A 26,045-nucleotide genomic window follows, 5' to 3' on the forward strand; every position below is an offset into this window, starting at 1 on the left:
GCGCGCGACCGTCTAGCGGCGCGTGGAGCGGCGCGTGGAGCTCTTGCGCGCGGACGTGCCGCGGCCGGACGACTTGCGCGCGGTGCGGCCGGCGGCGGCGCGACGGGCCGGGGCCTTGCGGGCGCCGCGCTTGGCGGTGGCCTTCTTCGCGGCGCCGCGCTTGCCCGCGGCCTTCTTCGCGGTGCGCTTGCCCGCGGCCTTCTTCGCCGTGGTGCGCTTGGAGGTCGCCTTCTTCGCGGCCCCCGTGCGGCGGGACGACGCCTTGCGCGCGCCCTTGCGCGCGCCGGAGGAGCGGCGGCGCGACGGCGTGGCGGCGGGCGTCGCCTCACCGACCGGCAGCATCGTGTTGGACGACGGGGTCTCGTTCGGGTCCTGCATGTTCGACTCGGCGTGCATCAACGACCTCCAGGGATGACGACCCTGCAAGGGTAAGCGCAACCGCCACGGTTGCACGCATGGCCCCCTGCGCAGATGCACGCCAGATGACGAATGCGCGCGTTGCCACATCCCGCGCGAGGCCGAGAATCCGGCCCCGGAGCACACCGCGGGGCCGGTGCCGCTACGCCGCGCCCCTGAGGAACGCGGCCAGCTTCTCATACGCCACGGCCAAGGGAGGAATCGGCGCGCTCTCATGGAGCTGGTGCGCCTGCGCCGTCTCGCCGGGTCCGAAGTTCACCGCGTCCACGCCCCACTCGCCGAAGCGGGCCACGTCCGTCCACGCCTGCTTCGACGCCGCGGGCAGCCCCGTGAGCGACATCAGCCGCTGGAACAGCGGGTTGCCCGCGGCCACCGGCCCGCTGGGGGACGCGTCCGTGAACTCCACCTCCGCGCGGCCCGCCACCAGCGCCAGCACGTCCTCCTTCGCCTGCGCCACGCTCTTGCCCGGCGCGAAGCGGTAGTTGAGGTTCAGCTCGAACGCCTCCGGCACCACGTTGCGCGCACGGCCTCCCTTGGCCAGCGTGGCGCTGATGACTTCATAGAAGGGGAAGCCCGCGACGTTCACCTCCACGCGCTCGCGGCCCAACAGCTCCGTGAGCAGCGGCCCCGCCTTGTGGATGGCGTTCTCCCCCTGCCACGGCCGGGCCGAGTGCGCGCTGCGCCCCGTGAAGCGGACGGTCACCTGCATGCTGCCGACGCAGCCCACCTGCACCACGCCGTCCGTGGGCTCCATGGCGATGCCGAACTTCACGCGGGAGAGGTCCGGCCGCTTCGCGTACAGCGGGATGAGGCCGCTCTCCGCGTAGGCGCCCTCCTCGCGCTCGTACAGGAGGAAGGCCACGTTGACGGGCAGGGCATCGCGCTCGAGGTCCTCCGCCAGCGCCATCATCACCGCGACGCCGCCCTTCATGTCGGAAGCGCCCAGGCCGTGCACGCGCTCCCCTTCGATGCGCGGAGCGCGGCCCATATCCCCGGGGTGCATGGGCACCGTGTCCAGGTGGCCGATGAGCGCCACCGTGGGGCGGGGGTCCTCCAACGAGCCCAGGAGCAGCGTGTGCCCGACGCGGAAGACCTCCTCGCGGCGGAAGTGCTTCAGCGCCCAGCCCTCCACGTGGTCCGCGATGGGACCCTCGTGGCCAATGGGGCTTTCAATGCGACACAGCTCGAGCGTCGTCCGGGCAAGGCGGGTGGCGAGGTCGTTGGAGGCCATGCGCGAAGCACCATACTCCCCGGCCGCGCCCGGCACACCGTCCTCTCAGGCGCCGTCCACCTGCTCCTCAAAGGAGGTGGCGCCCTCCAACACCGTGACGCAGAGGCACGCGGGGCCCTGCAGCGCGGTGAAGTCGTGCAGCGAACCGTCCGCCTTCTCCAGCTCGTCACCGGGCCACACCTCGTGGCCGGTGCCCTCGCGGAAGCCGCCCTCCAGGACCAGGTTCCACTCGCGGCCCTGGTGCGCATGGCGCGGGTAGCGCACGCCGGGGAGCAGGCGCACGACGGCGGCCATCATCCCCTCGCGCGAAGGGCCCGTCTCCACCGGCATCAGCTCCACGCCCCGCACCGGGCCGGGCATCCAGTTGGACGGCTCCGCCATGGACGCCAGCAGCTCGAGGGCCCGCCCCTCCGTCACGCCCAGGAACGCGGCCACCTTCCCGGCCCAGCGGGCGAAGCGGCCGGGCCCCTCCATCCGGTCCATCAGCTGCTGGAGCACCGACTCCGGAGGCGCCACCGGCGGGACGAGCGTCCCCAGCGCATCCACGGCGGGCGCCAGCCGGGCGGCTTCCGCCCGGCAGCGCGCACAGCCGTCCAGGTGCCGGGCCGCGGCCTCGCGCCGGTCCGGCTCCAGGGTCCCGAGCAGCCACTCGGGGAGGATGTCGTCGAGGTGTTCCATGTCTTCACGAGAGCCAGCGGGTGTATCGCGTCGCGTCCTTTTCTATACGCGACCCCGCCAGCGGCGGATTTCCCGCCAGCTCACACCGCGACGGCGAAGTCCCGCAGGGCGGCGTTGAGGCTGGTCTTCTGGTCGGTGGACGCCTTGCGCTGCCCGATGATGAGCGCGCACGGGACCATGTATTTCCCGGCGGGGAACTGCTTCTCCCGCATGCCCGGAATCACCACGCTGCGCGCCGGCACGCGGCCCTTGTGGATGACCTCCTGGGGCCCGGTGACGTCGATGATCTGCGTGGACGCGGTCAGCACCACGTTGGCGCCGAGCACCGCCTCCTCCTCCACCACCACGCCCTCCACCACGATGGAGCGGCTGCCCAGGAACGCGCCGTCCTCGATGATGACCGGCGACGCGGTGGGCGGCTCCAGCACGCCGCCCAGACCCACGCCGCCTGACAGGTGGACGTTGCGGCCCACCTGCGCGCACGAGCCCACCGTGGCCCACGTGTCCACCATGGTGCCCGCGCCCACCCGCGCGCCGATGTTCACGTACCCGGGCATCACCACCGCGCCCTTCTCCACGAAGGCGCCATAGCGCACGGTGCCCGGCGGCACCACGCGCACGCCCGCCGCCTCCAGGCCCTTCTTCAGCGGCACCTTGTCGTGGAACTCGAAGGGGCCCACCTCCATCACCCGCATCTCCGACACGGCGAAGAACAGGAGGATGGCCTCCTTCACCCAGGCGTTGACCCGCCAGCCTTCCGGGCCCTTCTCCGCGACGCGCAGCTCACCGGAGTCCAGCCGCGCGAGCGTCTCACGCACCGCCGCCACCGTGTCCGCGTCCTTCAGTTTCGCCCGGTCCGCGAACGCCGCGGACACCCGCTGGGAAAGCTCTTCGAGAGAGGTCGCCATGGCGGCGAGTTGAATCACACTTCAGGTGTCCGCGCCCTCCCTCAATGCCCACCGCCGGACGGCCCGTCAGGCGTGCGACGCCCCCGGCACCAGCGCCAGCGGATGGGTCTGCGTCAGGATTTCCCCGTGATGCAGTTTGTCCGCGGCGACCAGCGGCCCGGTGCCTTCGCGCAGCACCACCGCGCCCCGGAGCACCCGGCCCACGGCGGACAGGGGCACCTCCTTCCAGTGGTGACTGAAGGGCGAGTGCCGGACATAGAGGTGCTCCTGTCCGATGAAGGCCACGTAGCCCAGGAACTTCCCGTCCGGTGCCCGGACCCGCATGCCGCCCACAATGGAGCGCCGCTCGAACGGCGTATCGTCGAAAGCCATCGGTCGTCTCCTCCCGTGCGCGGGAAAGGTGGGGACGGCCCCCGGGCGCCGCGAGCCGCCACCCTCCGCCGGGCCCCTGCCCGCCCGCCCCCTCCCGGAGCGGGAGGGAGCCACCGGCCGTCCGGCCTGGAGCCCGCCGGGGCCCTCGGGGCCTTGGGTTTCGCGCGCCTGGAAGAGGCGCGCCCGGTAGCGTGCGTCCGCCATGACGACCCCCGTCTTCCCGCCGCTGCGCGCCGCCTATGAACCGGAGGCCTTCCGGGCCACCGCCCACGCCCTGATGGATCAGCTCGCGGACTATCTGAAGGCCGCGCTCGGCGGGGGCGCGATGCCGGTGCTGCCCTGGGCCCCGCCGGCGGTGAACCAGGAGCGCTTCGCCGCGCCCTTCCCGGAGGAGCCGGCCCTGGAGGTCTCCACGGCCTTCGCCGGGTTGATGGCGCGGGTGCTGGAGGGCTCGCACCACCTGCACCACCCGCGCTACGTGGGCCACCAGGTGACGGCGCCCGTGCCGCTGTCGGCGCTGTGCGATGCGGTATCGTCGCTGCTCAACAACGGCATGGCCGTGTACGAGATGGGCCCCGTCGCCACCGCGATGGAGCTCCACGTGCTCGCGTGGATGGCGGCGAAGCTGGGCCTGCCCCCGAGCGCCCGGGGCGTCCTCACCTCCGGTGGCAGCGCGGGCAACCTCACCGCCCTGCTCGCCGCGCGCCAGGCGAAGGCCGGCTACGACGCGTGGAACGGCGGCGCGCACGCGGGTCCGCCCCTCACGGTGCTGGTCCCCCGCTCCGCCCACTACTCCCTGGCCCGCGCGGTCCGCATCATGGGCTGGGGCGAGGGCGGCCTCACCCCGGTGGACGTGGATGACCGCTTCCGCGTGCGGCCGGACGCCCTGGAGGACGCGCTCGAGCGGGCCACCCGCGCGGGGAGGAAGGTCATCGCGGTGGCGGCCAGCGCGGGCTCCACCTCCACCGGCGCCTTCGACCCGCTGGAGCCCGTGGCGGACTTCGCGCAAGCGCACGGCCTGTGGTTCCACGTGGACGGCGCGCACGGGGCCGCCGCGGCCTTGAGCCCGAAGTACCGCGCGCAGGTGAAGGGCATCGAGCGGGCGGACTCCGTGGTGTGGGACGCGCACAAGGGGCTGCTCATGCCCGCGCTGGTGACGGCGGTGCTCTTCCGCGACGGCGCGCGCTCCTTCGACGCCTTCTCCCAGGAGGCCCACTACCTCTTCCACGGCGACGGCGAGGACGCGCGCCCCTACAGCGATGTGGCCCTGCGCACGCTGGAGTGCACCAAGGAGATGATGGCCCTCAAGGTCTACACGTGCCTGTCCGTGCTGGGCACGCGCGTCTTCGAGGAGGCCGTCACCGCGTCCTACGACCAGGGCCGCCGCTTCGCGCGCATGCTCACCGCCGCGCCGGACTTCGAGCTGGCGCTGGAGCCGGACTGCAACATCGTCTGCTTCCGCCACACCCCCGCGCACGTCCCGCCCGAGGGCTGGGACGCGCTCCAGGTCCGCCTGCGCGAGGTGTTGGTCTCCCGTGGAAGTTTCTACCTGGTGCAGACGCGGCTGCCCCGGGGGGTCTACCTGCGCACCACGCTCATCCACCCGCTCACCGGGGACGCGGACCTGGAGGCCCTGCTGGACGCGCTCCGGGGTGCGGCCCTTTCCTGAATTTTGTGTGCAAGGGAGTCGCCCTGGCGGTGGAAATGCGATAGGGCGGGGCCGCCATGCTCGTCTCGCTCGTCATTCCCGTCTACAACGAGATTCCCACCCTGGCGGAAATCCTCCGCCGCTGCACCGCGGTGGACTTCCCCAAGGAGCTCGTCCTGGTGGACGACTGCTCCAAGGACGGCAGCCGCGAATTCCTGCGTCAGCTGTCCGAACAGGGCCTGGACGTCCTGGGGGGCACGCCGAAGAACCGGAACGAAATCCGGGTGCTCTTCCAGGAGAAGAACCAGGGCAAGGGGGCCGCGCTGCGCCGGGGCTTCGCCGAGGCCACCGGGGACATCATCCTCGTCCAGGACGCGGACCTGGAGTACGACCCCAAGGACATCCCGCGGGTCATCCAGCCCATCATCGACGGCGAGGCGGACGTCGTCTTCGGCAGCCGCTTCATCGGGTCGCCACGCCGGGTGCTGTACTACTGGCACACCGTGCTCAACAACACGCTCACCATGCTCTCCAACATGACGAGCGGGTTGAACCTCACGGACATGGAGACCTGCTACAAGGCCTTCCGCGCGGAGGTGCTGCGCTCCGTGCACGTGGAGGAGGACCGGTTCGGCTTCGAGCCCGAAATCACCGCCAAGGTGGCGCGCGGCAACTGGCGCGTCTTCGAGGTACCCATCAGCTACCACGGGCGCACCTACGAGGAGGGCAAGAAGATTGGCTGGAAGGACGGCGTGCGGGCCCTCTACGCCATCGCGAAGTACTCGCTGAAGCGCTGAAACACGTGGACGTCCGCCCGGCCGCTGTCCTGGAGGGGATGCGGCGGGGGGCCTCCGAATGCGGACAAGGGAACAGACGGACGGGTGCGGTTGGTTGTCCAGCGAGCGGCACCCGGAAGGGGTTCCGGCTTTTCTTCCTCCGTCCTGCCGCGCGTAGTAGTTTCGACAACGCACTCCGTCTGAAGGGCGGGGAGTTTCCCGGCCCTTCCGAAAGTTTCCGTCCCCGTATGTTCGACTGGCTCCACACCCTGTTTTCGCGCGACCTCGCCATCGACCTGGGCACGGCGAACACGCTCATCTACATCCGCGGCCAGGGCATCGTCTCCAACGAGCCCTCCGTCGTGGCGGTGCAGCAGGACTCGCGCGGCGGCAAGAAGGTGCTCGCCGTAGGCAAGGAGGCCAAGGAGATGCTCGGCAGGACGCCGGGCAACATCGTGGCCATCCGGCCCATGAAGGACGGCGTCATCGCGGACTTTGAAATCACCGCCGCGATGCTGCGCTACTTCATCCAGAGCGCGCACAACCGCAAGACGCTGGTGAACCCGCGCATCATCATTGGCATCCCGTCCGGCATCACGGAGGTGGAGCGCCGAGCGGTGCGCGAGGCGGCCGCCAACGCGGGCGCGCGCGAGGTCTATCTCATCGAGCAGCCCATGGCCGCGGCGATTGGCGCGGGCCTGCCGGTGACGGAGCCCAGCGGCAACATGATTGTGGACATCGGCGGTGGCACGTCCGACGTCGCGGTCATCAGCCTCGCGGGCATCGTGTTCGCCAAGTCCGTCCGCATCGGCGGTGACAAGCTGGACGAGGCGATCATCCAGTACGTCAAGCGCAAGTACAACCTGCTCATCGGCGAGCGCACAGCGGAGCTCATCAAGATGGGCATCGGCACGGCGTACCCGACGGACGAGGTCATGACCATGGAGATCAAGGGTCGCGACCTGGTGGCCGGCGTGCCGCGCACGCTGACGGTGTCCAGCGACGAGGTGCGCGACGCGCTCGCGGAGCCCGTCAACGGCATCGTGGAGGCGGTGAAGCTGACGCTGGAGCGCACGCCGCCGGAGTTGGCCGGTGACATCGCGGACCGCGGCATCGTGCTGGCCGGTGGCGGCGCGCTGCTCAAGAACCTGGACACGCTGCTCCGCGAGGAGACGGGCCTGCCGGTGTTCCTCGCAGAGGACCCGCTGTCCGCCGTGGTGATTGGCGCGGGCAAGGCGCTGGAGTCGCTCGACATCCTCCGCCAGGTCTGCCAGCCGGGCTGACCGCGCTCCTGCTTGCGGTACCGTGACGGCGCCGGACCCGGTTTCAGGGGTCGGCGCCGTTCGCGTTTCCGGCCGTCGCCGTGGCGGTGGCCCGGGGCAGGGGCAGTCCGGTGGGGGTGACGATGCGCGCCTCGCAGCTCCGGCGGCGCCCCTCCCGGTCATCTTCTCCGCGGGCCTGCTCCTCCGCGGTGGCGCCGGTCAGGTGGATGCCCGGCGGCAGGGGCTGCGCCACCTTCGCGTCCATGCAGGCATCGAAGGCGCGCCGCATCCAGGGGCCGGCGGCGCGGACCGCGAAGCCGCCGAGCGCATCCATGCGGGCAAGGCCGTCCAGCCGCTCCGTGAACACCGGATGGCCCTCGGGGGCATCGCGCCGGGCGTGGACCAGCGTGGCGGCGGCGCGCAGGCCGGGAGCCAGGCGGAGGAGCTCCGGTCCGGTGGCGCGCGACAGGGACAGGACGTGGTTGCGCAGCGGTGCGCGCGCGAGCATCAGCGGCAGCGAGGCGTTGAAGACATTCTTCGCGCGCGCATCCCCCACCCGCGTGAGCTCCAGCGCGAGCAGCGCGCTGACCTCCGGGTCCAGGCGGGACAGCACGGCCTCGGATTCGCCCACGGCCTCTTCGAGCGCGCGCTTTGGATTGAGCAGCGTGTCCCGGGTGAGGCGCAGCACGGCGCGCTCCACGGGCGTGGTCACCGCCGCGAGCTCCGCCTCCTTGGGTGAGCGCTCGCCGGTGAGCAGGGCCAACATCGCCATGCGCTCTGGCATGCGCGCCAGGAGGGGGGGAACCCAGTCGCGCATCACATAGGAGGTGTGCTCGGGACCGGCGGCGGCCGCCGTGCGCCCCGCGAGCACCAGGAAGTCCCAGGTCCGGTGGCGCGCGTCCTGGCCATGACGGCGCACCAGCGCCGTGGCCGCGTCGCGCAGCTGCGCGCGCAGGAGGATGCGCACGTGCAGCTCCAGCGCCTCCAGGGTGTCCGGCGGGTGCTTCTGCGCCAGGGATTGCGCCAGCCTCGCCGTTTCGACGGCGTACGCCTGCCGCTCACCGTCCCCCAGGGACCGCGGCTCCCCCAGCTCGAAGCGCCACCGCGCCTCCAGCCACGCGCGGTTCACCTCGGGCGAGTCCGGGAAGCGCGCCGCCAGGGCCTGGTATGCGGCGACGGCCTCGGCGGTGCCCGGCGACGGCGGGCTCGCGCGCTGGAGGTAGAGGGCCGCCAGCGGTGAGTCCGGGTGCTGCGCGGCGTGCTCCAAGTAGCGGGCATGGGCCTCCGAGCCCCGGCCGATGAAGGCCATCAGGTCCTGCGCCAGCGATTGCGCGCCCAGGTCCTCCTGCCAGGTGTGCATCAGCATCCGCGCGAAGTCGCGGGTGTTCCGCCAGCGCAGCTCATCCGGGAGGCTCGAGGGGGCCTGCGCATCCACGATGAGCAGGGCACGCGCCGCCAACTCCCGCGCGCGGCTGTTCCCCGGCTCCGCCTCCGCGACCGCGGCGGCCACCCGGCCCGCGAGCTGCCAACGTCCCGCCTCCGCGTGGGCGCGAGCGGTGGACTCCCAATCCCTGTACACCACGCGGAGTTCCTCGTTATCGAGCAACGCCCCTGCGCTGCCCTGCAACGGCCGCACGTCCGGGTCTGGCCCCTTCGAGGGCGCAGTGCCCTCCAGCATCGCCACGCCCTTCACGTTGTAGAGAAGCCGCTCGCCGTCCACCGGGAGCACCACGTCCTCGATGACGGGCGTCTGGCCGGGCCAGGTCGTCACCGCGCGGAGCAGGTCGTCGCCCAGCTTCACGCGCCCCTGTTCTTGCGTCCCGGGCGCCACCACCCAGTGCTCGCCGCCGATGCGCACGTCCACGGGTCGCGACAGGCCGTTGATGACCGTCACGGTGCGCATGCCGCGAGCCTCCAGCCACATCCCGCCTGCTCCCGCGAGCGCACAGAGCCCCACTGCCATTCCCGCCAGTGACAGAGCGCGGCGGCGCGACCTGCCCGGCGAAGGCGGCACCTGCCCGATGACCTGGAGCACGCCCTGGCCATCCGCGCGGACGAGGTAGCCGTCCAGGGGCCACACCGGAATGCCCAACACCGTCACGGTGCGTTCGGCGACGAACGGTGCATTCGGTGGGACGCCACGAGGAGGCGCGCCCTTCCACCGGACCCCCGTCCCCAGCAGGGAGGACGAGGACGGAGGGCGGGCCGCGATGACGAAGGCCCCCCGGTCCTCCACCAGCGCCGTCAGCAGCGCCCGAGCGGGGCCGGACGGCTCACGCTCCAACCGGCGCGACAGCACCGAGTGCACCGCCCACGCATCCCCCCGCGCGAGCGCCTCCGACAACGCGGCATCCGGAAGGAGCTCCGCCAGACGTGGCGCGCGTTCCAGCAGGCCGCTGGGGTCCGAGACAGGGGTGAGGGACATGGGCCCGCATTCAACCGGGCGCTGGCAGGGGGAAGGCAAGCCCCCAAGCCTGGAATCCTGTCAAACCCAGGCTCGAACCGTCCGAGGGATGCGTGCGCCGTCAACCGCGCGAGGGGCTCCCTCATCCAGGGTCGAGCCGGTCCTCCGAGCCCGAAGGCGGTCCCCTCGGATGAGAGCGTAAGAACCCTGCCGAGCCCCCTGCCGGAAGCCGCGCAGCCAGAACCTGTCGGACAGTCGGACAACGTCGGGCAGACGCGGCTGGGGGCATCCGCCACCCGACCCGTCAAAGCCTGTCCGACGGTCCGGCTGTCCGGCCGCGTGGGAACACCGCGGCTGGGAGCCGCCACTCAATCCGAGTGCCGAACCCTGTCCGGCTGTCGGACAAGTTCACGGACCGTGGCGGGCCAGGGGCTCCGTTCCAGCCGGGCCATCGGAACCTGTCCGGCTGTCGGACAGGTTTTGGCAAACCCTGCCGAGGGGGCGCGCCATCCGTCCAGCGGAGGCCTGGCGGAATGCCGGACCGGTTCTTGCCGTGCGCCGCTGGCGGGGTGCGGCATGGCCCTCGCCTTGAATCCCGTCAGGCCGAGGACCGAAGCTCCCGCGCCATGGGTGCCTTCGACCTCGTGATCATCTCCGTCATCGTCGCGCTCGGCCTGGGGCGCTTCCTCGTGATGCGCGACCAGCGCCGTGCGCCACCACCGGAGGCCGGGCCGCACAAGCCGACGCCGCAGCGCATCGCCGGGCGCGTCCTGCTGGGCTACGCCTACGCGATGGCGCTGTTCCTGCTGGTCCGCTTCTTCCTCAACCGGATGTGACGGGGCCTGGCTTGCGTCCCGGTCCGAGCGCGCTTGATGTCTTCTCCCATGAACGCATGGCTCATGTCCGGGGTCGTGTCCCTCGCGTTGGGGGCCTACCTGCGCCGCAGGGATGAACGCGGCCCCACCGGGGGCGTCATCGACCGGTGGCACCTGACGCCGCTGCAGCTCGCCTACAGCCTGCTGCTCGCGTATCCGTTCTGCGCGGCCTACACGGCCCTGGACCTGTACCTGGGCCCCTGAGCGCACGACGCGCCCGGGGCCCCAGGTCCCGCCCAGGCGTCAGTGCTTGCCGTATTCCAGCTTCACGCCCTTGCGCTGCGCGTAGATGTACGCCTCCATCGCGCGCATCCTCGGGTCGCCGTCCGCCAGCGGCTTGCCGCGCACCGGGTTCTCGATGCACCAGTTGATCATGTCGCGCAGCAGCGCCACGCGCCCCAGCTGCACCTGGTACTTCGGGTAGGTCTCCGGGTGGGTGTTGGCCGCGTCCGGATGGCACATGTCGCACGACACGCCCACCGTTCCGCCCAGCGCCTCCGCGTCGTGGAACACCCGGTGGCCTTCCTTCACCGCCGCCTGCACGGAGTCCGCCCACACCTGCTCGTCGCGCTCGGAGAACGCGCCATAGGTGTGGCCCGTCTGGACATCCGCCTTCCGCTGCTGGGGCACCGCGCTCGCGCCCGTCTGCGCGCCGACGCCGCCCGGGCGCACGTCGCTGCCCGCGGGCTTCGCGCCAGGGGCGGGCTGGGGCGCGGGCGCGGGGGACTTCTTCGTGGCCGGAGGCGAGGCCTGCGCCAGCACCGGGCCGGGCACGTCATCCCATTTCGCGTTCGGGTTCTTCTTGCGCCAGTCGCCCATCAACTGCGCGGTGGCGGTGATGGCCTGGGCGCGGGTGAGCTTCTGGCCATCCTTCACGCCAGGCACTTCCATGGACGTCTCACCGTCGCACAGGCCCAGCACCAGATTGCCGTCCTTGGACGCGGGCAGGACGTGCTTCGGCAGCGGCTCCGCCTGGGGAACCGCCTTCGCATCCGGAGACGTGGCGAGCGCCACGCCGCCAGCGAAGGACAGGGCCGCGCACGGGACCACGAGCAGCTTCATTCGCAGGTTCATGGGAGGGAGTTCCTCTTCCGGTCCTAATAGGTGGGCAGCCTGGTCTTGGGGGGCGCGGACTGCTTGCCACCCGAGCCGAGATAGCTGGCGCGCACGGTGATGGGGTCGCGCTGCCAGAGGTTGTAGAGCTTGTCCACGAGCCCCGACTCGAGCACGTCCATGCGGCCGTCGCCGCAGCCGTCGAACTGGCTGAACGGATCCGCCCGGTTCATGGGCACCGTGAGCGAGGGCAGGCCCTCCGGCGCATACGGCCACGGCCACGCGGTGGACAGCATCCCGTGGAAGGAGATGTTGCCAATGCGGTTGCTGAGCATCTGGTGCGTGTGCCCGTGGATGACGGTGACCTTCTCGTACGGCTTGAGGATGGCCTGCACCTCGTCCGCGTCGTCGGTCCAGAAGTTCCAGGGCTTGTAGTACTTGTAGAGCGGAGAGTGGCTGAAGACGATGAGGGGCGTCGTCTTCGCCACCTTGGCCAGGTCGTTCTGGAGCCACTGGCGCTGCTCGGCGCCGACCTCGAAGCGGGACTGGATGCCATTGTCCAGGCCGGCGACGATCTTCATGCGCTCCATGGGGGAGAGCTTCCGCTCCGTCCAGAAGTCCTTTTCGTGGATGGAGTTGAGCACCACGAAGTGCACGCCCTTGTGGTCGAAGGAGTAGTTGGGCGGACCGAACAGGTCGCGCCACAGCTCGCCCATGTCCAGGAACCAGTCGTGCTCGCCCACCATCATCTTGATGGGGGCCTTCACGGACTTGAGGATTTGAGCGCCCAGCTTGAGCTCGCCGGCCTGGCCCAGCTGGGCCAGGTCGCCGCCGAAGAGGACGAAGTCCGGCTGCGGGTCCAACGCGTTCACGTCGTCCACGGCCTTGAGGATGGCGCGCACGAAGCGGTCGTTGAGCTTGTTCTCGTACAGGTGCGTGTCGGAGATGTACGCGAAGGAGAACCTGGGCTTCTCCCCCTGCGCCTCCGCCACGTTGACCAACTGGAAGCTGTTGGGCGTGAGCCTGCCCATGCCCGCGACGATGCCGGCGGAGATGCCGGCGATGCGCATGAAGGCGCGGCGATCCAGCTTCTTCAGCCCCTCGAAGAAGGCGTCGCGCTCGGCGTAGTGCTTCGTCTCGATGCTCTGGAACTTGTTTGCCATGGCGAGCCTCCGTTAGCGCTGCTTGACTGCCGGGATGACGGGCGCCGGGGTGACGCTGCCGTAGAAGCCCAGGTCCGCCGGGTTCTTCTCCGCCAGGTCCGGGTTCGGCGCGATGTCGCCCAGGTTGCCCTTCTTGCCCATGGCGATGGCGGTGTCCCGCTCCGGCCGCGTGTTCTTCCGGGCGCGCTGCTTCGCCAGCTGCTCCTTGTTCAGCTTGTCGAACTTCGAGTCCGTGAGCGTGAAGAGGAACGCCACCAGGTCATCGATTTCAGGCTCGGTGAGCCCCAGCCGCTGCATCCCCCCGTCGAGGTAGGGATTGGCCACGCCGCCCTTGTTGTAGTGGTCCATCACGTCCCACAGCGTGGCGAGCGACCCGTCGTGCATGTACGGGCCGGTGATGCCCACGTTGCGCAGGGTGGGCGTCTTGAAAGAGCCCACGTCGTTCTCCTGCCTGGTGACGAGGAAGCGGCCCAGCTCGGAGAACTCCGAGTTGAGCGCCAGCTCGTCGATCTGCTTCTCGTCACCGGCGCGCACCACCTGCACGCCCTTGCGCGCCAGGGTGACGAAGTCCTGCTTGTGCGCGGCGACGCCGATGTTGTGGAACTTCTGGTCGCTGAACAGCGGGGACACGGCGTTGCCCGCGTGGCAGGAGTTGCAGCGCGCCTTGCCGTTGAAGAGCGCCCAGCCGTTCTTCTCCGACGCGGTGAGCGCCTTGCTGTCACCCGCGATGAACTTGTCGAAGCGCGCGTCCCCGGAGAACTGCATCCGCTCGAACGCGGCGATGGCGGTCGCCAGGTCGTCGAAGGTGGGCTCGCGGCCGAAGACCTTCTGGAAGTCCGTGACGTATTCGGGGATGCCCCGCACCTTCTTCATGACGGTGTCCGCGTCCGGCATGCCCATCTCACGCGGGTTGAGGATGGGCAGCTTCGCCTGGTCCTCCAGCGTGGCCGCGCGGCCGTCCCAGAACTGGGTGGCGTTGAACAGGGCGTTGAGGACGGTGGGGCTGTTGCGCGCCACCTTCTGCTGCTTGACGCCCTCGGACAGCGGCTTGCCGTCGGTGAAGCCCAGCTCCGGCTCGTGGCACGTCATGCAGGCCACGGTGTTGTCCACCGACAGGCGCTTGTCCCGGAAGAGCTTCTCGCCGAGCGCGACCCGCTCCGGCGTGGGCTCGGAGCCCTGGGGCACCGAGACGCGCCACAGCGTCGCGGACACGCCCGGTGGCAGTTGCGGAGAGGCTGCCTGGGTCTGTTGTGAAGGGGGTGATGCCGCCAGTCCCACGCCGGAGTTGAGCACCACGGCGCACACCGTGACGACGCCCGAAGGCAGCCGCATGAACGCCTCCCACCCGTTCTCTGGAGCCGCCGCGGGGCATCCGCCCGGTCCGAGGCCGGTCCGGGCATTTCACGCAACCCGAGAGAACCGTTCAACGGTCTCTCGGTCGTGGGGGAGGGAGAGTGTCTGGGACTGGAATGTGTCCTGGTTTCAACGGACCTGGCCGTTGGCCTCCGCGATGCCGGCTTCCTTCAGCGTGGCGAGCAGCGGGCGCTTTCCATCCGTGAGGATGACCTTGACGTCCTGGTCGCCGAACCGGACGGTGCCCCTGCCTTGCTTGCCCTCGGTCCGCTGCGCGCCGGGGAGTCCCATCAACGTGTCGAAGCTGGCGGGGGACGTGACCACCATTCCCTTGAGGTTTCCCTGGAGGGGGACCTTCTCCCAGTGCAGCTGCTCGTTGTTCGCCTGGGGAGCCTTGCCGTTCACGGTCGCGTTGAAGGCGCTGTTGCGGGCCGACTCGGTCTGGCGGCTCCAGAGCGAAGCGCGGCCGAGGGGGTCGTTCTTGGGGAGGCCTGCTTGATGGGCGGTGGTCGAGCCCGGGACCTTGCCCATGTTGTCCGTGGAGGATGCCCGCCAGCCGTGGTTGGGGTCCTGCAGGATGGCGGGGCTGAGGATCATCTGCACCTTGCTGTCATTGCTCCCCACGCCGCTGCCCTGGGCCTTCCAGGTGTTCTGCTCGGTTCCCACCGCGCGCGTGTAGACGGCCAGCGCTCCGCCGCCGTTCTTGTCCGCGTCCCGCGAGTATTTGCCGTCCTTGCCCAGCCGGCTGTAGGCGGAGTTGAGCTGGCCCTGCTGGAGGGCGCTCTGCACGTGCTCCGGGGAGATGCCGTGGGTGAGACAGGCGGCATTGCCCAGATTGAGGGCCGTCTGGGGACGGCTCAGGTCCGCCGCGGCCATGGGAGGGCACGGGCCCTGGGGATACTTGACGCCGGTGTTGGAGCTGCCCACCGCCTGCGTGGAGGTGGTCGCCGGGCTGTTGAAGGTGCTGACGCCCTGATGGGACTGGAAGGCGGCCTGGGTGCGATTGGGCTGGGTGCTGTCGCCGGGCGGGCGGGGCCCGTCCTGGCGAGGCCTGTAATGCGCACTGGCCGGCGTGTTGACCGGCTTGGGGATCTTGCTCTGGTTGGCGACGTTCGAAAGATTGGGGAGCGGCGCGGAAGGGGGCGTCGGGGGCGAACGGACTCCTTCCGGGCGAGGCGAGAAGGAAGCGTTGGTGGGCTTGGGGATTCGGCTCATGGCGGCGGGACTCCAATCTCCGGATGAGGCAGGGGTTGCCCGGAGTTTCGGTCCTTCTATTACACTCCATGCCACGGATTGCTGGCCAATCCGCCACTCCCTGCGCCTCGCGATATCTGGTGACTGCCTTACGGCCCCTTCGACGGCGCCTGGCCCTTCAGGGAGGGGGCAGTGTCTGGTATTGGGACATCTGGCGCCACGGGACGCCAGCCATGCGAGGAGAGCCACGTGTGGGCTTCATCTTTCCGTCCGTGCGCCACGAGGAAGTCCACGCGGTCTCCGGCCATGGGAACGGTGGACTCGTCGAAGAGGACGGTGCCGGTCTCGCGCTCCAGCACGAGCGGGACGAGCGCCTCCTCCAGGTTGCCGGTGGCGGGGGGCAGGATGGCCTCCACCTGCGGCGCGTCCAGGTGCCAGGACTCGCGGGACACGGCGCCCTGTTCACAGCGCGCCACCCAGACATCCAGGTCCCGCTCCGCGCCGAAGAGGATGTGACCTCCCGTGGAACGCACCGTCTCCGCGGACACTCCCACGTGGCCCCGGTGCAGGGCGGTGTAGCTGCGGGCAGTGCGCTGGAGGGCGCGCACGCGCTCCGCGAAGAGGAGGTTGACGCCCTCATTGTGGGTGAGGCCCACGAAGCCCTGGCGTCCTTCCGGCTCCGCGCGCAGGAGGGTGCGCTCCTCCAGCCCGTTGCCGAAGAGGACGCGGAAGCCCTCCTGCTGCGCGCGCGTCAGCGTGGCGTCGCTGGAGTCCACGAGGAGCACGGTTTCGTCGCGCGCCTGGAGCGCGTGCGCCACCTGCCGCGCGAGCGCGTTCGCGCCCAGGAGGACGTAGCCCCTGGGGACCACGCGGCGCACGCCCAGGAGTCCCGCCACGAAGCCACCGGACAGGCCCTGCACCACCACCGTGACGCCGATGACCAGGAACACCAGCGCGCGCAGGGCCTGCCCCTCCTCCACGCCCTGGGCGCCCAGGCGCGTGGCGAACAGCGACGCCACGGCGGCGGCGACGATGCCGCGCGGGCCCAGCCACGCGATGAAGGCCTTCTCGTTGCGCGACAGTCCGGAGCCAGCGGTGGACAGGGCGACGGCCACCGGCCGCACGAGGAGCATCAGCGTGAGCACGGTGAGCAGGCCGCGCCAGCCCAGCGCCGTCACCTGGGACAGCCGCATGTCCGCGGCCAGCAGGATGAAGAGCATGCCCAGGAGCATCAGGGTGAGCTGTTCCTTGAAGGCGAGCACCTCCCGGCGGGCGGGCACCCTGCCGTTGCCCACGACGAGCCCCGCGGCGATGGCGGCCAGCACGCCGCTCTCTGGCGCGAGCGCGTTGCTCACCTGGAAGGCGCCCAGCACCAGGGCGAGGGCGAAGACATTGGTCATGTCCTCGGGCACCCAGGAGGCCTTTCGGAGGCCCACGGTGATGAGGAGGCCGGTGACGCCGCCCACGGCGAGCCCCACGCCCCACCGCGAGCCCAGCGCGCGCACCAGGAGCCACGGCCCCTCTTCCGCGTGCAGCGCCATGTCCAGCGCGACCACGGCGATGATGGCGCCCACGGCGTCCACGAAGATGCCCTCGGCCTCCAGCACGGTGGCGACGCGATGGGAGACGCGCACGCGGCGCAGCAGCGGCGTGATGACCGTGGGGCCGGTCACCATGACCAGGGTGCCGAAGAGGGCGGATACCCCCCAGTCCCAGCCCATGAGGGCGCGGGCGGCCAGGGCGCCGCCCACGGCGGTGACGGCCGCGCCCAGGGTGACGAGCCGCTGGATGGAGCGGGCCTCGCGGCGCAGCTTGCGCACGTCGAGGCTCATGGCGCCCTCGAAGAGGATGACGGACACGGAGAAGCCCACCACGGTCTGGAGCGCGGGTCCCAGGGACGCGGGCTGGATGAGGCCCAGGCCTTCGGGGCCCAGCAGCACGCCCGCGGCCAGGAGCACGACGATGCCAGGCACGCTCAGGTGCCGGGCCAACAGCTGCGCCAGGATGCCGGCCACCAGGGACAGGCCGAGCGTCAGGGAGGGGTTCGCGAGTGCGGGGGAAGCCATGGCGCGGTGGCGCAACGTAGCCGCATGGCCTGGGCGCTCATTCGCATCTGTCGGACGAGGGTTGGCCGGGAGACGAAGCGACGGCCGACAAGCCTGAGCCAGGCCCCCCTGGAGGCGAAGCGCAATCCCCCGCTCGGGTGAGATGAAACGACTTGGGGGAATGGAAGGCTTGAGCCTGTTTCCCTCAAGGAGGGTTTGCCCGTGCTCCTGCTCAGCCTGCTTCTCCTCTTCATTGCCTCGACGACCCTGGCTGTCGTCCTCACGAAGCGGCGCGCGGAGGCACAGGCGCTCCGTGAAGCGCTCGCCCAGAAGGAACGCGTTGAGCGCGAAGTCGCCACGCTTCAGGCCCAGAAACGGGAGCTTGAGAAGTACCAGGGCGTCGTGGACGCGGAGGCTGAAGCCCGGGCCATACGCGACCGTGCGGTCGCGGAAGCAGAGGCGATCCGCGGCAAGGCGTTGGCGGAGGCAGAGACCGTCCGAAACAACGCGGCTGGCGCGGCCGCGGGCGTGCACAGCAGCGCCGCCTTGGAGGCCGCTGAACTCCGAAGACGCTCCGAGTCGGTGCTCGCAGGGGCGACCCTCGAGGCGAGCCGCATCGTCGAGTCAGCGAACAAACGTGCACAGGAAGTGGCGGGTGAGGCCTTCGCGGCGATTCAGCACGCGAAGCACCTGGAGCAGACCGCCACGGCGATGCGCAACATCATCGAAGGTTATGGGGACCGCTACCTCGTGCCCACTCAGGGGATCCTTGATGAGCTCGCGGAGCACTTTGGCTTCACCGAGGCTGGTGCGCGACTGAAGAGCGCGCGCGAACGGATGCGCGAGCTGATCCGCACCGGCAAGGCCGCGAGCTGCGACTACGTCGAAACAAACCGCCGCACCACGGCCATCGAGTTCGTCCTCGACGCCTTCAACGGCAAGGTGGATTCCATCCTCGCGGGCGTCCGTCACGACAACTTCGGGACGCTGGAGCAGAAGGTGAAGGATGCCTTCAGCGTGGTGAACAACAACGGGCAGGCCTTCCGGAACGCCCGCATCGCTCCGGACTACCTCGCTGTCCGGATGGAAGAGCTCAAATGGGCCGTGGTGGCCAACGAACTGAAGCTCAAGGAGCGGGAGGAGCAGCGGCTCATCAAGGAACGCATCCGCGAGGAGGAGAAGGCCCAGCGCGAGTTCGAGAAGGCCCAGCGCGACGCGGAGAAGGAGGAGGAGCTGCTGCGCAAGGCCATGGAGGAGGCCCGGCGTGAGTTCGAGAAGGCGGGCGACGAGCAGAAGTCGAAGTACGAGGAGCAGCTCGCGCAGCTCGCCCAGAAACTCCAGGAGGCGGAAGAGAAGAACAAGCGGGCCATCTCCATGGCGCAGCAGACCAAGACGGGCCACGTCTACGTCATCTCCAACGTGGGCTCCTTCGGCGAGAACGTCTTCAAGGTCGGCCTCACGCGCCGCCTGGAGCCGCTCGACCGCATCCGGGAGCTGGGCGATGCCAGCGTGCCGTTTGAGTTCGACGTGCATGCCCTCATCCACAGCGAGGATGCGCCCACCTTGGAGCGCGAGCTGCACAAGCGCTTCGTCCGGGAGCAGGTGAACAAGGTCAACCCGCGCAAGGAGTTCTTCCGGCTGACACTCCAGACCATCCGACAGGTGGTGGATGGGATGGGCCTCCAGGCTCAGTGGACGATGACCGCCGAGGCCCGGGAGTTCCGCGAGACGCAGGCGGTCGAGCGCGCCATGCAGAGCCAGTCGTTCCAGGAAGGCGCATGGCTCCAGCAGCAACTCGCGAAACATGAGGCTGCCCAGATCGAGGTTGCTCGGAAAGAGGCAGTGGCCTGAGCCTTCGAGCAACGGGGCCTTCCGCTTCATCCGGGCAGCGGAGCCCCGCTCCAGGAGCGTAGACTCGAAAAGGGATGATGCTTCGCTACCACATCCAGGCTCTGGCCATCTTCATGTTGGCGGCTTGCACGCCTCGTGCGGCCGTCGTCTCGCCGCCCGGAGAGAGTCCAGAGCCCGTCGCCAGTCAGGAGCCGGGCCCGGATGTCGCGACCGACGCCGGCTGGCCGGCATGGACCGTCACTTCGGACATCCCTCCCTGGCCTTGCAATGTGAAGAAGCGGTTCTGGAAGCGCCGCTCGCTGGAAATCCATGTCAGTGCCGGGAACTGCAGCTTCTCCATGGGGCCACCCGATGCGAGGGGCCGCTGTACGGCCGAGCAGCACGAGCCGGAGCAGCTCATAGGCTGCATAGGTACCCCCGCGTTCGACCGGGTCTTCACGATCGGCTCTGACGATGACCCCGTCATCTGCGGGCGTCGCTGGCACTGTGGCTGCGATGAAGCGCCACCTGAAGACGCACCCGCTCCATGACTCAGGGCTCCGGCACGCGCAGGTCGCGTGAGCGCAGCAGCATCGCGGACGCGGTGGCTGGCGCGAGCACCGACGCGAGGATGATGCTCCAGTCCCATGGCCCCCGCGCGCGTGCGGCGTTGAAGCCGAGCGCCTGAATCAATGTCAGACACGCATCCGCCGTGGTGAGCCGTCCCAGCAGCGTGGCCAGGCCGTCGCGCCAGCGGCGCAGCAGCAGCAGCAGACCCGCGATGAGCCCCACGTCGAACACCACCCAGCCGTGCTGCACCCACGGCGACGGAAACCAGTGCGCGCTCATGGGCAGCGCGAGCAACACCGTCCACGGCACCAGCAGCGCGGTCAACGCACGCACGAAGAGGCGCGGCCGCCGCAGCAGCGTGACCAGCCCGAACTTCACCAGGCTCCCCCGCGCGAAGGCCCGGAGCGCGTCGTAGATGGCCCACACCGCCGGCTCGTCCTTCGGGTGCGCCAGGTAGAGCGTCACCCACGCGTCAGGCCGGAACTTGGCCTTGAAGGAGCGCAGGCCCTCGAAGTCGAACAGCGGGCGCCCGGCCTTGCGCGCGAACCGCAGCCACGGCCGCACCGGCCCCGCGAGCGGCGCCATCCCCAACGTCACATACCTGCGCCCGTTCACCGCGGCCGCGCGCATCGCCGCGTCCACCAGCGTCTCCGCCGTGCCGTTGGGCGCGGAGGGCTCCCGCAAGAGGTCCTGCAGGAACCAGCCGTCGCGCGCGTACACCGGCGTCACCGACAGGAAGCCCACCACGCGCCCCTCCACCTCCGCCACGAAGGCGCGGCGCTCGCGAGCGAAGGCGCCCGGCGCCAGCCCCACCAGGAACCCCATGGTCGCCATGCGGCGCGACGCGAGCCAGTGCTCGGCCAACACCTCCACCGCCGCCCGCAGCGGATGGCCCTCCGTCTCCATCACCTCCGCGGGCACCTCGCGCACGCGCACGCCGTGGGAGCGCGCGCGGCGCAGCTGCTCGCGCAGGCTTCGGCTGCCCTTCACCACCGCCTCCCACTTCGCCGGGTCCCACACCGGCTGCTCGCCAATGGGCAGCTCCTCGAAAGGGACGAGCCGTGAGAAGCGCGACTCCGTGGCGAAGAAGTTCACGCGCTTGCCCGCGCTCCGGGCCGCCCGGTGGAAGCCCTCCACCACGTCGCACACCCGCTCCTGCGCGGCGATGGGGCCGCCGCCCGCCACCCACGCACCGCCCGTGTCCACGTAGGCGATGCACCCATCCCCTTCCGGCGAGAACCAGTACTCGAAGCCCGGCTGCAGCACCTGGAAGGACGTCGCGTTCCAGCCGTGGCGCTTGAGCAACGCCAGCACCCGCTCGCGCGCGTCGCCCGCGTCCCGCGCGGTGTCCTGGTGGGGGTCGGCCATGGTGTTTGCACTCAAACTACGTCCCGCCGGAGCGGCCCGCCAGCCAAAGGCGCCCGGGGAGGAAGGGCCCTCCCTGGACGGACTGTGTGGAAGTACTCCCTTCCCAGGTGGAGTGCGCACGGAAGGGATCCAATCCGGCCGCTCGGACGCACTACAAGGAGTCGTCCCTGCGTTCCTCTGGAGCCGTGCGCCGTGTCCCCACCCCGACCCATCCCATCCACCCGGTTGTTCCTCGCCGCGCTCCTGCTCCCGGCCGCGGCCTTCGCGCAGGTGCGCACCAACGTCGCGCGGCTGCTCACCTCGGACGCGGCGGAGGTCATCGACGCGCCGGTGGTGGGCCTCCAGCGCACGGCGCTGCCGCTGTTCGCCGGGCTGTCGGTGGACACGTCCCTGTACGCGGACGCGCTGCTCGCGCCGAACCTGGGGGTGCGGTGGGCGGCGGCCGGAGGGCCGCACCGGGTGGCGCTGGGCGCGCGCTACACGCACTTCGTGGGCGCGTCCGCGTACTCCAGCCGCGTGGAGTCGCGCGAGCCCGCGATTCAAAGCTTCACGCCGGAGCTGTCCGGCCCGGCCTTCTACGCCGTGTATGGCCTGTCGCTGGGGCCGGTGCTGGTGCAGGGCGAGGCGCGCTATGCGCGGTACGACTCCGACTACCTGGCCTTCACCGGCGCGGTGGCGTGGAACTTCACCGGGGCGTGGTCGCTCATCGCGGAGGGCGGCATGCGCGTGAAGGGCGGCGCGAAGCTCAAGGCCGCCGCGGGCGTGCGCTACGGCGGCGAGCACTTCGGCATGGCGCTGGGCGCGGCCTACGTGGACCTGAGCGACCCGGCGCTCCCGGGGCAGGAGCTGCCGGTGCTGCCCACCTTCGATCTGTCCTGGAGCTTCCGATGATGCGGTGGTGCGTCGTGGGCCTGTGCGGCCTGTTGCTGGCGTCGTGCTCGGCGGAGATCAACGTGGAGACGGCGCCGTTCACCCAGACGGTGCCGGTGACGTCGGTGCTGGCGCCGGTGTACGCGGAGGTGGCGCTGGACCTGCCGGAGGAGACGCGGGACCTGTCGGTCGTCACCGTCAACACGGTGCAGGCCGCGCTCACGGTGGCCAATCCCTCTCAAACGCTGACGCTGCAGCTGAGCGCGCGGCTGTCCTTCACGGGGCAGGCGGAGCCGGGCACGCCGAAGACCTACACGGAGGCCAACCTGCCGCCGTACTACGCGTCCTCCACGCTGCTGCTGGCGCCGCGCACGTTCGCGCCCAACAGCCGCACGCCGCTCACCGTGGACAGCCCGGCGCTGAAGCAGGCCCTGGGCCGGCAGCGCGTGTGGCTCATCGTGGAGAACACCGTCACGCGGACCAGCGGCCTGCCCACGGGCGGCCTGCCGGTGAACATCGTGCTGGAGAACATCGTGTTCAGCGCCAACGTCACCAAGACCTTCCCGGGACTGGGCGGGGCCCTGGAGGTCGGCGGACTCTAGGGCCGGAAGCCGGGCCCCCAGGGTACGGCCCTGCCATGGGAGGCCCGGCTTGTAGTACCGCTCAGGTCCCGTCGTCGTCCGCGTCGTCCGCGCCCCCATCGTCCGCGGGGGCCCGGCCGAGCAGCCGGTCCACCTCCGCGTGCGCGCTCTCCGCCTGCGCCGGGCTGATGCGCTTGTAGAGCCTCAACGCATCCACCACGTGGTGCGCGTGCTTCCACAAGGCGCGGGACCCGCTGGACGGCGAGCGCTTGCGCGGGGACGGCAGCATCGCGGCGAGCACCGCGCCCTGCGCCACGGAGAGCTGGGACGCGGACACGCCGAAGTGCTCGCGCGCCGCCGCCTCAATCCCATACACGCCGTTCCCCCACTCCACCACGTTGAGGTACAGCGTGAGGATGCGCTGCTTCGTCAGCGCCTCCTCCAACCGGTGCGCCAGCACCAGCTCCTTCAGCTTGCGCGTCAGGCTGCGGTCCGTGGACAGCCAGAGGTTCTTCGCCAGCTGCTGCGTGAGCGTGGACGCCCCGCGCCCCAGCCTCCCCTGCTCCACCGCCTGTCCCACCGCGCGCGCCAGCTCCACCGTATCCACCCCGTCGTGCAGGTAGAAGCTCGCGTCCTCGGAGATGAGCACCGCGTCCACCGCGGGCTTGGACACCGCCGACAGCGGCACCCACTGCTGCCGCCGGCGCGGCTTGTGCCCGGCCTCGCGCGCCTCGCTCGCGCGCTGCTCGATGAGCGCCGTCGTGCTCGGGTTCTCCTTCGCCAGGGGGCTCGCGTCCGGCAGCCCGGCGAGCGTGAGCGCCGCGGTGCCCAGCACCAGCACGACCAGGCCGCCCAGCACCCAGCGCCCCCGCCGTCTTCCTCGCGGCGCTGCCGGACGCACCTCGGGCGGCCGGACGGGCGCGGCGGGCTCGCGGCGCGGGGCTTCGAGTGGACCTTCGACGGTGGACATCGGCCGGCAGTGTCTAGCGCCGCGCGCTCCGGGCGTCAGCCTTCATGGTGAGCTTCGCGGAGGCCAGGCGCGGCGGCTCGGGCGAGCGCCAGCGCTCGTCCACCGACGCGAAGCCCGCCACCAGCTCTCCCGCCAGGTAGCCGCGCGTATTCCTGCCCTTACGGCGGAGCCAGTCGTTGAGCACGCGCCCCTTCGCGTCCTTGCGCTCCTCCGGGTGCAGGAGGTTGAAGCGCGAGCGCTTCACCAGCCCGCCCGACTTGTGCACGAACGTCACCGTGCCGTCCGTCCCCACGCGCTCCACGATGCCGATGTGCGTGAGGCCGTCGTTCATGAGGCCGTCGCGGTTGCGGTCGAACGTGTTCTTGAAGAACACCAGCGCGCCCGGCGTCGGCGTCTCCGTCAGCACGCCCAGCGCGCGCGCCTTGCGGTGGATGGCGGTGACGCCGTTCTCCTCCGGCAGCACGTCGTCCGGCAGCAGGTCCAACCGCTTCTGCTGGAACGCCAGCCGGGTCATCCCCGAACAGTCATCGCTCACCGCCGAGCTCATCTTCGCGAGCGTCGTCATCCCCACCCAGGACTTCGCCCGCCACAGCGCCCGGTCCGCCAGCTGGACCTCCGGCCGGGCCTTCTTCGTCGCCGTGACCTTGCTCGCGGCCTGAGCCGCCCCGCCCCACACCAGCGCGCTCACCAACGCGCCCACCCACACGCCTCGTCCCATGCGCACGCGACAGAGCAACCGCCGTGCCCGGCTTCCGCGACGTTGCGCATGTCCACCTCACGACGAAGCGCGCGCACCCTTCGGCACGCGGTGGGAAAGGAAGTTCCCACACACGGCAACCGCGCGCCCTGGAGCCCTTCAGATGATGGGTTTGACGCGGGCGGCGGGCTCCGCGCCCTGGGGATCGCTGGCGTTCTCAAGCCCGGCATTCGACGGGGCTCTGTTCCACCGGCCCGAGGGCGACGGCTCGGCTCCCCCTCCCCAGGTCCGCGTGGGCCGGGGCTGCATCCGCGCCGGGGGGTTGGACTGCATCTCCCGCGGCGGAGGACTCTTCGCCCGGGCCTCCAGCGCGACCATCAGCGGCAGCGCCAGCCCCAGGACCGCGAACTGCCCCAGGGCCCCGGGCATCCGCGAGCCGGGAGCGGGCAGCGCCTGCGCGCGCACGTTCGCGAGGATGAACGCGCCTCCAATGGCCATGCACAGCGCGAGCGCCGCCCACGTCATGGCCTGCGCGGTGATGGTGATGGAGGACAGGCGCCAGGTCGCGCCCGTGTCCACCGCCGCCCTCCACGTCTCCTGCCTCCAGTCCGCCGCCGGCCCGGCCATGCCGTAGCCCACCGCGCACGCCGCCAGCCACACGGCGGCGCCGTGTACCTCGCGCCGCAGCAGCCACGCCTGCGCGAGCCCCAGCACCACCCCCATCCCCACGGGCGCCATGAGCGGTGACAGCCCCAGCGCCACGGCCAGGGCCCGCGAGCCCACCAGGCCCACCGCCACCGCCATCGCCGTCATCCCCACCCAGCCCGTCACCTGGAGCCCGGCCCGGCGCAGCGCATGCACCTGCGCGTTGCCCAGCATCCCCCCTGCGACAGCGAAGACCGCCAGCTCCGCGAGCCGGTGCACCACGCCCTGCTCCACCCCGGACAGCCGCCAGATGGCCGCCGAGCGAAGCACCGCGTCCAGCAGGTTCGCCCAGGTGTCCGCCTGTGCCCACGGGACCAACAGCCCGATGACACTGGCCGCCGCCAAAGCCACCACATGAACGAGACGCGAGCGCATGGCCCGGCAGTCTGCGCGAGTCCCCCGGTCCAATGCCATCCACGGGGGCGTGCTCCTGCCCGCCGGCCAACGGAGGTGTCGCCCGGTGGAGGTGGATGTGCGGCGCGACCCAACCTCAAGGGTTAGACTGAACCCGGTGCGCTTCGCTTACTACCAACGGCTGTCGCCCGCCGAGCAGCGCGTCTACCGCCAGAGCGACGCCGTCAAGGAGGTGCCCCTGCGGACGCCCGCGACGCTGCGGCCCCGGGCGGAGGCGGTGCGACAGGCGCTGCTCCAGGAGGACCGGGCGGCGCTCCAGGCCGCGACGCAGGCCCTGGCCCGCGCGATGACCGAGCGGCTGGAGGTGCCCGGGGTGGCGGTGGAGGTGTTGGAGACGCGGCCTTCGAATGACGAGGGCGAGCTGCATGGGCTCTACACGTGGGCGCCCGGGCAGCGGCCCCGCATCCAGGTGTGGATGCGCACCGCGAAGCGCGGCCAGGTCGTGGCCTTCCGCACGTACCTGCGCACCTTCCTGCATGAGCTGTGTCACCACCTGGACTTCCTCTGGCTGGAGCTGTCCGCCTCCTTCCACACGGAGGGCTTCTTCCAGCGCGAGTCGAGCCTCTTCGGGCAGCTGGTGCCCCCGTCAGCGGGGGCAAAACGCCGTGAAGCGGCGGACACTGGGAAATGGAGCGCGAGCACAAGGCGCGGCCGGCGCTAG

The 26,045-nt window shown here is 70.8% G+C and carries 25 protein-coding genes; 9 read left to right on the top strand and 16 right to left on the bottom strand.

The window, feature by feature from the left end:
* Window positions 1-12 precede the first annotated feature (12 nt).
* From KYK13_RS35455 to KYK13_RS35475, 5 genes are all read right to left on the bottom strand, one after another.
* Window positions 13-396 (bottom strand): cell envelope biogenesis protein TolA, encoded by a 384-nt coding sequence (locus KYK13_RS35455; protein ID WP_223638994.1) that lies wholly within the window; start codon window positions 394-396, stop codon window positions 13-15.
* Window positions 397-559: 163 nt separating this feature from the next.
* The gene (gene dapE / locus KYK13_RS35460; protein ID WP_223638996.1) at window positions 560-1,648 is read right to left on the bottom strand and encodes a succinyl-diaminopimelate desuccinylase; all 1,089 of its coding nucleotides are present in this window, start codon (window positions 1,646-1,648) and stop codon (window positions 560-562) included.
* 45 nt (window positions 1,649-1,693) lie between these two features.
* A complete protein-coding gene (locus KYK13_RS35465) occupies window positions 1,694-2,326 on the bottom strand; it encodes a cupin domain-containing protein (RefSeq protein ID WP_223638998.1) in 633 nt (210 codons plus the stop codon).
* A gap of 80 nt (window positions 2,327-2,406) precedes the next feature.
* The gene (locus KYK13_RS35470; protein WP_206787396.1) at window positions 2,407-3,234 is read right to left on the bottom strand and encodes a 2,3,4,5-tetrahydropyridine-2,6-dicarboxylate N-succinyltransferase; all 828 of its coding nucleotides are present in this window, start codon (window positions 3,232-3,234) and stop codon (window positions 2,407-2,409) included.
* Between the two features lie 66 nt (window positions 3,235-3,300).
* Window positions 3,301-3,606 (bottom strand): hypothetical protein, encoded by a 306-nt coding sequence (locus tag KYK13_RS35475; protein ID WP_223639000.1) that lies wholly within the window; start codon window positions 3,604-3,606, stop codon window positions 3,301-3,303.
* 202 nt (window positions 3,607-3,808) lie between these two features.
* On the opposite strand from KYK13_RS35475, the gene KYK13_RS35480 reads away from it, so the two are divergent.
* The 3 genes from KYK13_RS35480 to KYK13_RS35490 all read left to right on the top strand — a co-directional run bounded on the left by KYK13_RS35480 (window position 3,809) and on the right by KYK13_RS35490 (window position 7,313).
* Window positions 3,809-5,275: an aminotransferase class I/II-fold pyridoxal phosphate-dependent enzyme gene (locus tag KYK13_RS35480; protein ID WP_223639003.1), complete on the top strand. Its 1,467-nt coding sequence runs from the start codon at window positions 3,809-3,811 to the stop codon at window positions 5,273-5,275.
* A gap of 56 nt (window positions 5,276-5,331) precedes the next feature.
* Window positions 5,332-6,051 (top strand): glycosyltransferase family 2 protein, encoded by a 720-nt coding sequence (locus KYK13_RS35485; RefSeq protein WP_223639006.1) that lies wholly within the window; start codon window positions 5,332-5,334, stop codon window positions 6,049-6,051.
* 227 nt (window positions 6,052-6,278) lie between these two features.
* Entirely contained in the window at window positions 6,279-7,313 is a 1,035-nt protein-coding gene (locus KYK13_RS35490) for a rod shape-determining protein (RefSeq protein ID WP_014400170.1), read from the top strand.
* 43 nt (window positions 7,314-7,356) lie between these two features.
* Here KYK13_RS35490 and KYK13_RS35495 read toward each other — a convergent pair whose 3' ends face one another.
* Window positions 7,357-9,717 carry a hypothetical protein gene (locus KYK13_RS35495; RefSeq protein ID WP_223639009.1) on the bottom strand — a complete coding sequence of 787 codons (2,361 nt, stop codon included), beginning with the start codon at window positions 9,715-9,717 and terminating at the stop codon, window positions 7,357-7,359.
* Window positions 9,718-10,322: 605 nt separating this feature from the next.
* Between KYK13_RS35495 and KYK13_RS35500 the strand changes: the two genes are divergently transcribed.
* The gene (locus tag KYK13_RS35500) at window positions 10,323-10,532 is read left to right on the top strand and encodes a hypothetical protein (protein WP_223639012.1); all 210 of its coding nucleotides are present in this window, start codon (window positions 10,323-10,325) and stop codon (window positions 10,530-10,532) included.
* A 48-nt stretch (window positions 10,533-10,580) separates the two neighbouring features.
* Window positions 10,581-10,775, top strand: coding sequence for a hypothetical protein (locus KYK13_RS35505; RefSeq protein ID WP_223639015.1), 195 nt, complete (start codon window positions 10,581-10,583; stop codon window positions 10,773-10,775).
* Between the two features lie 39 nt (window positions 10,776-10,814).
* Here KYK13_RS35505 and KYK13_RS35510 read toward each other — a convergent pair whose 3' ends face one another.
* From KYK13_RS35510 to KYK13_RS35530, 5 genes are all read right to left on the bottom strand, one after another.
* Window positions 10,815-11,645, bottom strand: a complete 831-nt coding sequence (locus KYK13_RS35510; protein ID WP_223639017.1) for a c-type cytochrome — start codon at window positions 11,643-11,645, stop codon at window positions 10,815-10,817.
* A gap of 23 nt (window positions 11,646-11,668) precedes the next feature.
* Complete coding sequence (locus KYK13_RS35515) at window positions 11,669-12,787, bottom strand: metallophosphoesterase (RefSeq protein ID WP_223639020.1); 1,119 nt, start codon at window positions 12,785-12,787, stop codon at window positions 11,669-11,671.
* 12 nt (window positions 12,788-12,799) lie between these two features.
* Window positions 12,800-14,119, bottom strand: coding sequence for a cytochrome-c peroxidase (locus tag KYK13_RS35520; protein WP_223639022.1), 1,320 nt, complete (start codon window positions 14,117-14,119; stop codon window positions 12,800-12,802).
* A 150-nt stretch (window positions 14,120-14,269) separates the two neighbouring features.
* The gene (locus tag KYK13_RS35525; RefSeq protein ID WP_223639032.1) at window positions 14,270-15,355 is read right to left on the bottom strand and encodes a hypothetical protein; all 1,086 of its coding nucleotides are present in this window, start codon (window positions 15,353-15,355) and stop codon (window positions 14,270-14,272) included.
* Window positions 15,356-15,483: 128 nt separating this feature from the next.
* On the bottom strand, window positions 15,484-17,400 hold the full coding sequence (locus KYK13_RS35530; protein ID WP_223639034.1) for a sodium:proton antiporter: 1,917 nt from the start codon (window positions 17,398-17,400) through the stop codon (window positions 15,484-15,486).
* 201 nt (window positions 17,401-17,601) lie between these two features.
* Between KYK13_RS35530 and KYK13_RS35535 the strand changes: the two genes are divergently transcribed.
* Entirely contained in the window at window positions 17,602-19,230 is a 1,629-nt protein-coding gene (locus KYK13_RS35535; RefSeq protein ID WP_223639036.1) for a DUF4041 domain-containing protein, read from the top strand.
* Window positions 19,231-19,414: 184 nt separating this feature from the next.
* On the opposite strand, the gene KYK13_RS35540 is transcribed toward KYK13_RS35535, so the two are convergent.
* On the bottom strand, window positions 19,415-19,570 hold the full coding sequence (locus tag KYK13_RS35540) for a hypothetical protein (protein ID WP_223639038.1): 156 nt from the start codon (window positions 19,568-19,570) through the stop codon (window positions 19,415-19,417).
* A gap of 191 nt (window positions 19,571-19,761) precedes the next feature.
* Entirely contained in the window at window positions 19,762-21,147 is a 1,386-nt protein-coding gene (locus KYK13_RS35545; protein WP_223639040.1) for a bifunctional lysylphosphatidylglycerol flippase/synthetase MprF, read from the bottom strand.
* A gap of 192 nt (window positions 21,148-21,339) precedes the next feature.
* Between KYK13_RS35545 and KYK13_RS35550 the strand changes: the two genes are divergently transcribed.
* Both KYK13_RS35550 and KYK13_RS35555 read left to right on the top strand, forming a co-directional pair.
* Window positions 21,340-22,038, top strand: coding sequence for a hypothetical protein (locus KYK13_RS35550; RefSeq protein WP_223639042.1), 699 nt, complete (start codon window positions 21,340-21,342; stop codon window positions 22,036-22,038).
* Window positions 22,035-22,619: a hypothetical protein gene (locus KYK13_RS35555; protein WP_223639044.1), complete on the top strand. Its 585-nt coding sequence runs from the start codon at window positions 22,035-22,037 to the stop codon at window positions 22,617-22,619. The genes KYK13_RS35550 and KYK13_RS35555 overlap by 4 nt, the downstream gene beginning before the upstream one ends.
* Before the next feature lie 61 nt (window positions 22,620-22,680).
* On the opposite strand, the gene KYK13_RS35560 is transcribed toward KYK13_RS35555, so the two are convergent.
* The 3 genes from KYK13_RS35560 to KYK13_RS35570 form a co-directional block, all read right to left on the bottom strand.
* Window positions 22,681-23,568 carry a biosynthetic peptidoglycan transglycosylase gene (locus tag KYK13_RS35560; protein ID WP_223639045.1) on the bottom strand — a complete coding sequence of 296 codons (888 nt, stop codon included), beginning with the start codon at window positions 23,566-23,568 and terminating at the stop codon, window positions 22,681-22,683.
* Between the two features lie 13 nt (window positions 23,569-23,581).
* Window positions 23,582-24,292, bottom strand: coding sequence for a CHAP domain-containing protein (locus KYK13_RS35565; RefSeq protein ID WP_223639047.1), 711 nt, complete (start codon window positions 24,290-24,292; stop codon window positions 23,582-23,584).
* 132 nt (window positions 24,293-24,424) lie between these two features.
* The gene (locus KYK13_RS35570) at window positions 24,425-25,345 is read right to left on the bottom strand and encodes a hypothetical protein (RefSeq protein WP_223639049.1); all 921 of its coding nucleotides are present in this window, start codon (window positions 25,343-25,345) and stop codon (window positions 24,425-24,427) included.
* 136 nt (window positions 25,346-25,481) lie between these two features.
* Between KYK13_RS35570 and KYK13_RS35575 the strand changes: the two genes are divergently transcribed.
* Window positions 25,482-26,045: a hypothetical protein gene (locus KYK13_RS35575; RefSeq protein ID WP_223639051.1), complete on the top strand. Its 564-nt coding sequence runs from the start codon at window positions 25,482-25,484 to the stop codon at window positions 26,043-26,045.

Source organism: Corallococcus sp. EGB, assembly GCF_019968905.1.
GTDB lineage: Bacteria > Myxococcota > Myxococcia > Myxococcales > Myxococcaceae > Corallococcus.

Bases quoted from the DNA above. Each gene is read 5' to 3' on its own strand.
- KYK13_RS35455 (WP_223638994.1), bottom strand. From the start codon at position 396: ATGCACGCCGAGTCGAACATGCAGGACCCGAACGAGACCCCGTCGTCC.
- dapE (WP_223638996.1), bottom strand. From the start codon at position 1,648: ATGGCCTCCAACGACCTCGCCACCCGCCTTGCCCGGACGACGCTCGAG.
- KYK13_RS35465 (WP_223638998.1), bottom strand. From the start codon at position 2,326: ATGGAACACCTCGACGACATCCTCCCCGAGTGGCTGCTCGGGACCCTG.
- KYK13_RS35470 (WP_206787396.1), bottom strand. From the start codon at position 3,234: ATGGCGACCTCTCTCGAAGAGCTTTCCCAGCGGGTGTCCGCGGCGTTC.
- KYK13_RS35475 (WP_223639000.1), bottom strand. From the start codon at position 3,606: ATGGCTTTCGACGATACGCCGTTCGAGCGGCGCTCCATTGTGGGCGGC.
- KYK13_RS35480 (WP_223639003.1), top strand. From the start codon at position 3,809: ATGACGACCCCCGTCTTCCCGCCGCTGCGCGCCGCCTATGAACCGGAG.
- KYK13_RS35485 (WP_223639006.1), top strand. From the start codon at position 5,332: ATGCTCGTCTCGCTCGTCATTCCCGTCTACAACGAGATTCCCACCCTG.
- KYK13_RS35490 (WP_014400170.1), top strand. From the start codon at position 6,279: ATGTTCGACTGGCTCCACACCCTGTTTTCGCGCGACCTCGCCATCGAC.
- KYK13_RS35495 (WP_223639009.1), bottom strand. From the start codon at position 9,717: ATGTCCCTCACCCCTGTCTCGGACCCCAGCGGCCTGCTGGAACGCGCG.
- KYK13_RS35500 (WP_223639012.1), top strand. From the start codon at position 10,323: ATGGGTGCCTTCGACCTCGTGATCATCTCCGTCATCGTCGCGCTCGGC.
- KYK13_RS35505 (WP_223639015.1), top strand. From the start codon at position 10,581: ATGAACGCATGGCTCATGTCCGGGGTCGTGTCCCTCGCGTTGGGGGCC.
- KYK13_RS35510 (WP_223639017.1), bottom strand. From the start codon at position 11,645: ATGAACCTGCGAATGAAGCTGCTCGTGGTCCCGTGCGCGGCCCTGTCC.
- KYK13_RS35515 (WP_223639020.1), bottom strand. From the start codon at position 12,787: ATGGCAAACAAGTTCCAGAGCATCGAGACGAAGCACTACGCCGAGCGC.
- KYK13_RS35520 (WP_223639022.1), bottom strand. From the start codon at position 14,119: ATGCGGCTGCCTTCGGGCGTCGTCACGGTGTGCGCCGTGGTGCTCAAC.
- KYK13_RS35525 (WP_223639032.1), bottom strand. From the start codon at position 15,355: ATGAGCCGAATCCCCAAGCCCACCAACGCTTCCTTCTCGCCTCGCCCG.
- KYK13_RS35530 (WP_223639034.1), bottom strand. From the start codon at position 17,400: ATGGCTTCCCCCGCACTCGCGAACCCCTCCCTGACGCTCGGCCTGTCC.
- KYK13_RS35540 (WP_223639038.1), bottom strand. From the start codon at position 19,570: ATGGAGAAGCTGCAGTTCCCGGCACTGACATGGATTTCCAGCGAGCGG.
- KYK13_RS35545 (WP_223639040.1), bottom strand. From the start codon at position 21,147: ATGGCCGACCCCCACCAGGACACCGCGCGGGACGCGGGCGACGCGCGC.
- KYK13_RS35555 (WP_223639044.1), top strand. From the start codon at position 22,035: ATGATGCGGTGGTGCGTCGTGGGCCTGTGCGGCCTGTTGCTGGCGTCG.
- KYK13_RS35560 (WP_223639045.1), bottom strand. From the start codon at position 23,568: ATGTCCACCGTCGAAGGTCCACTCGAAGCCCCGCGCCGCGAGCCCGCC.
- KYK13_RS35570 (WP_223639049.1), bottom strand. From the start codon at position 25,345: ATGCGCTCGCGTCTCGTTCATGTGGTGGCTTTGGCGGCGGCCAGTGTC.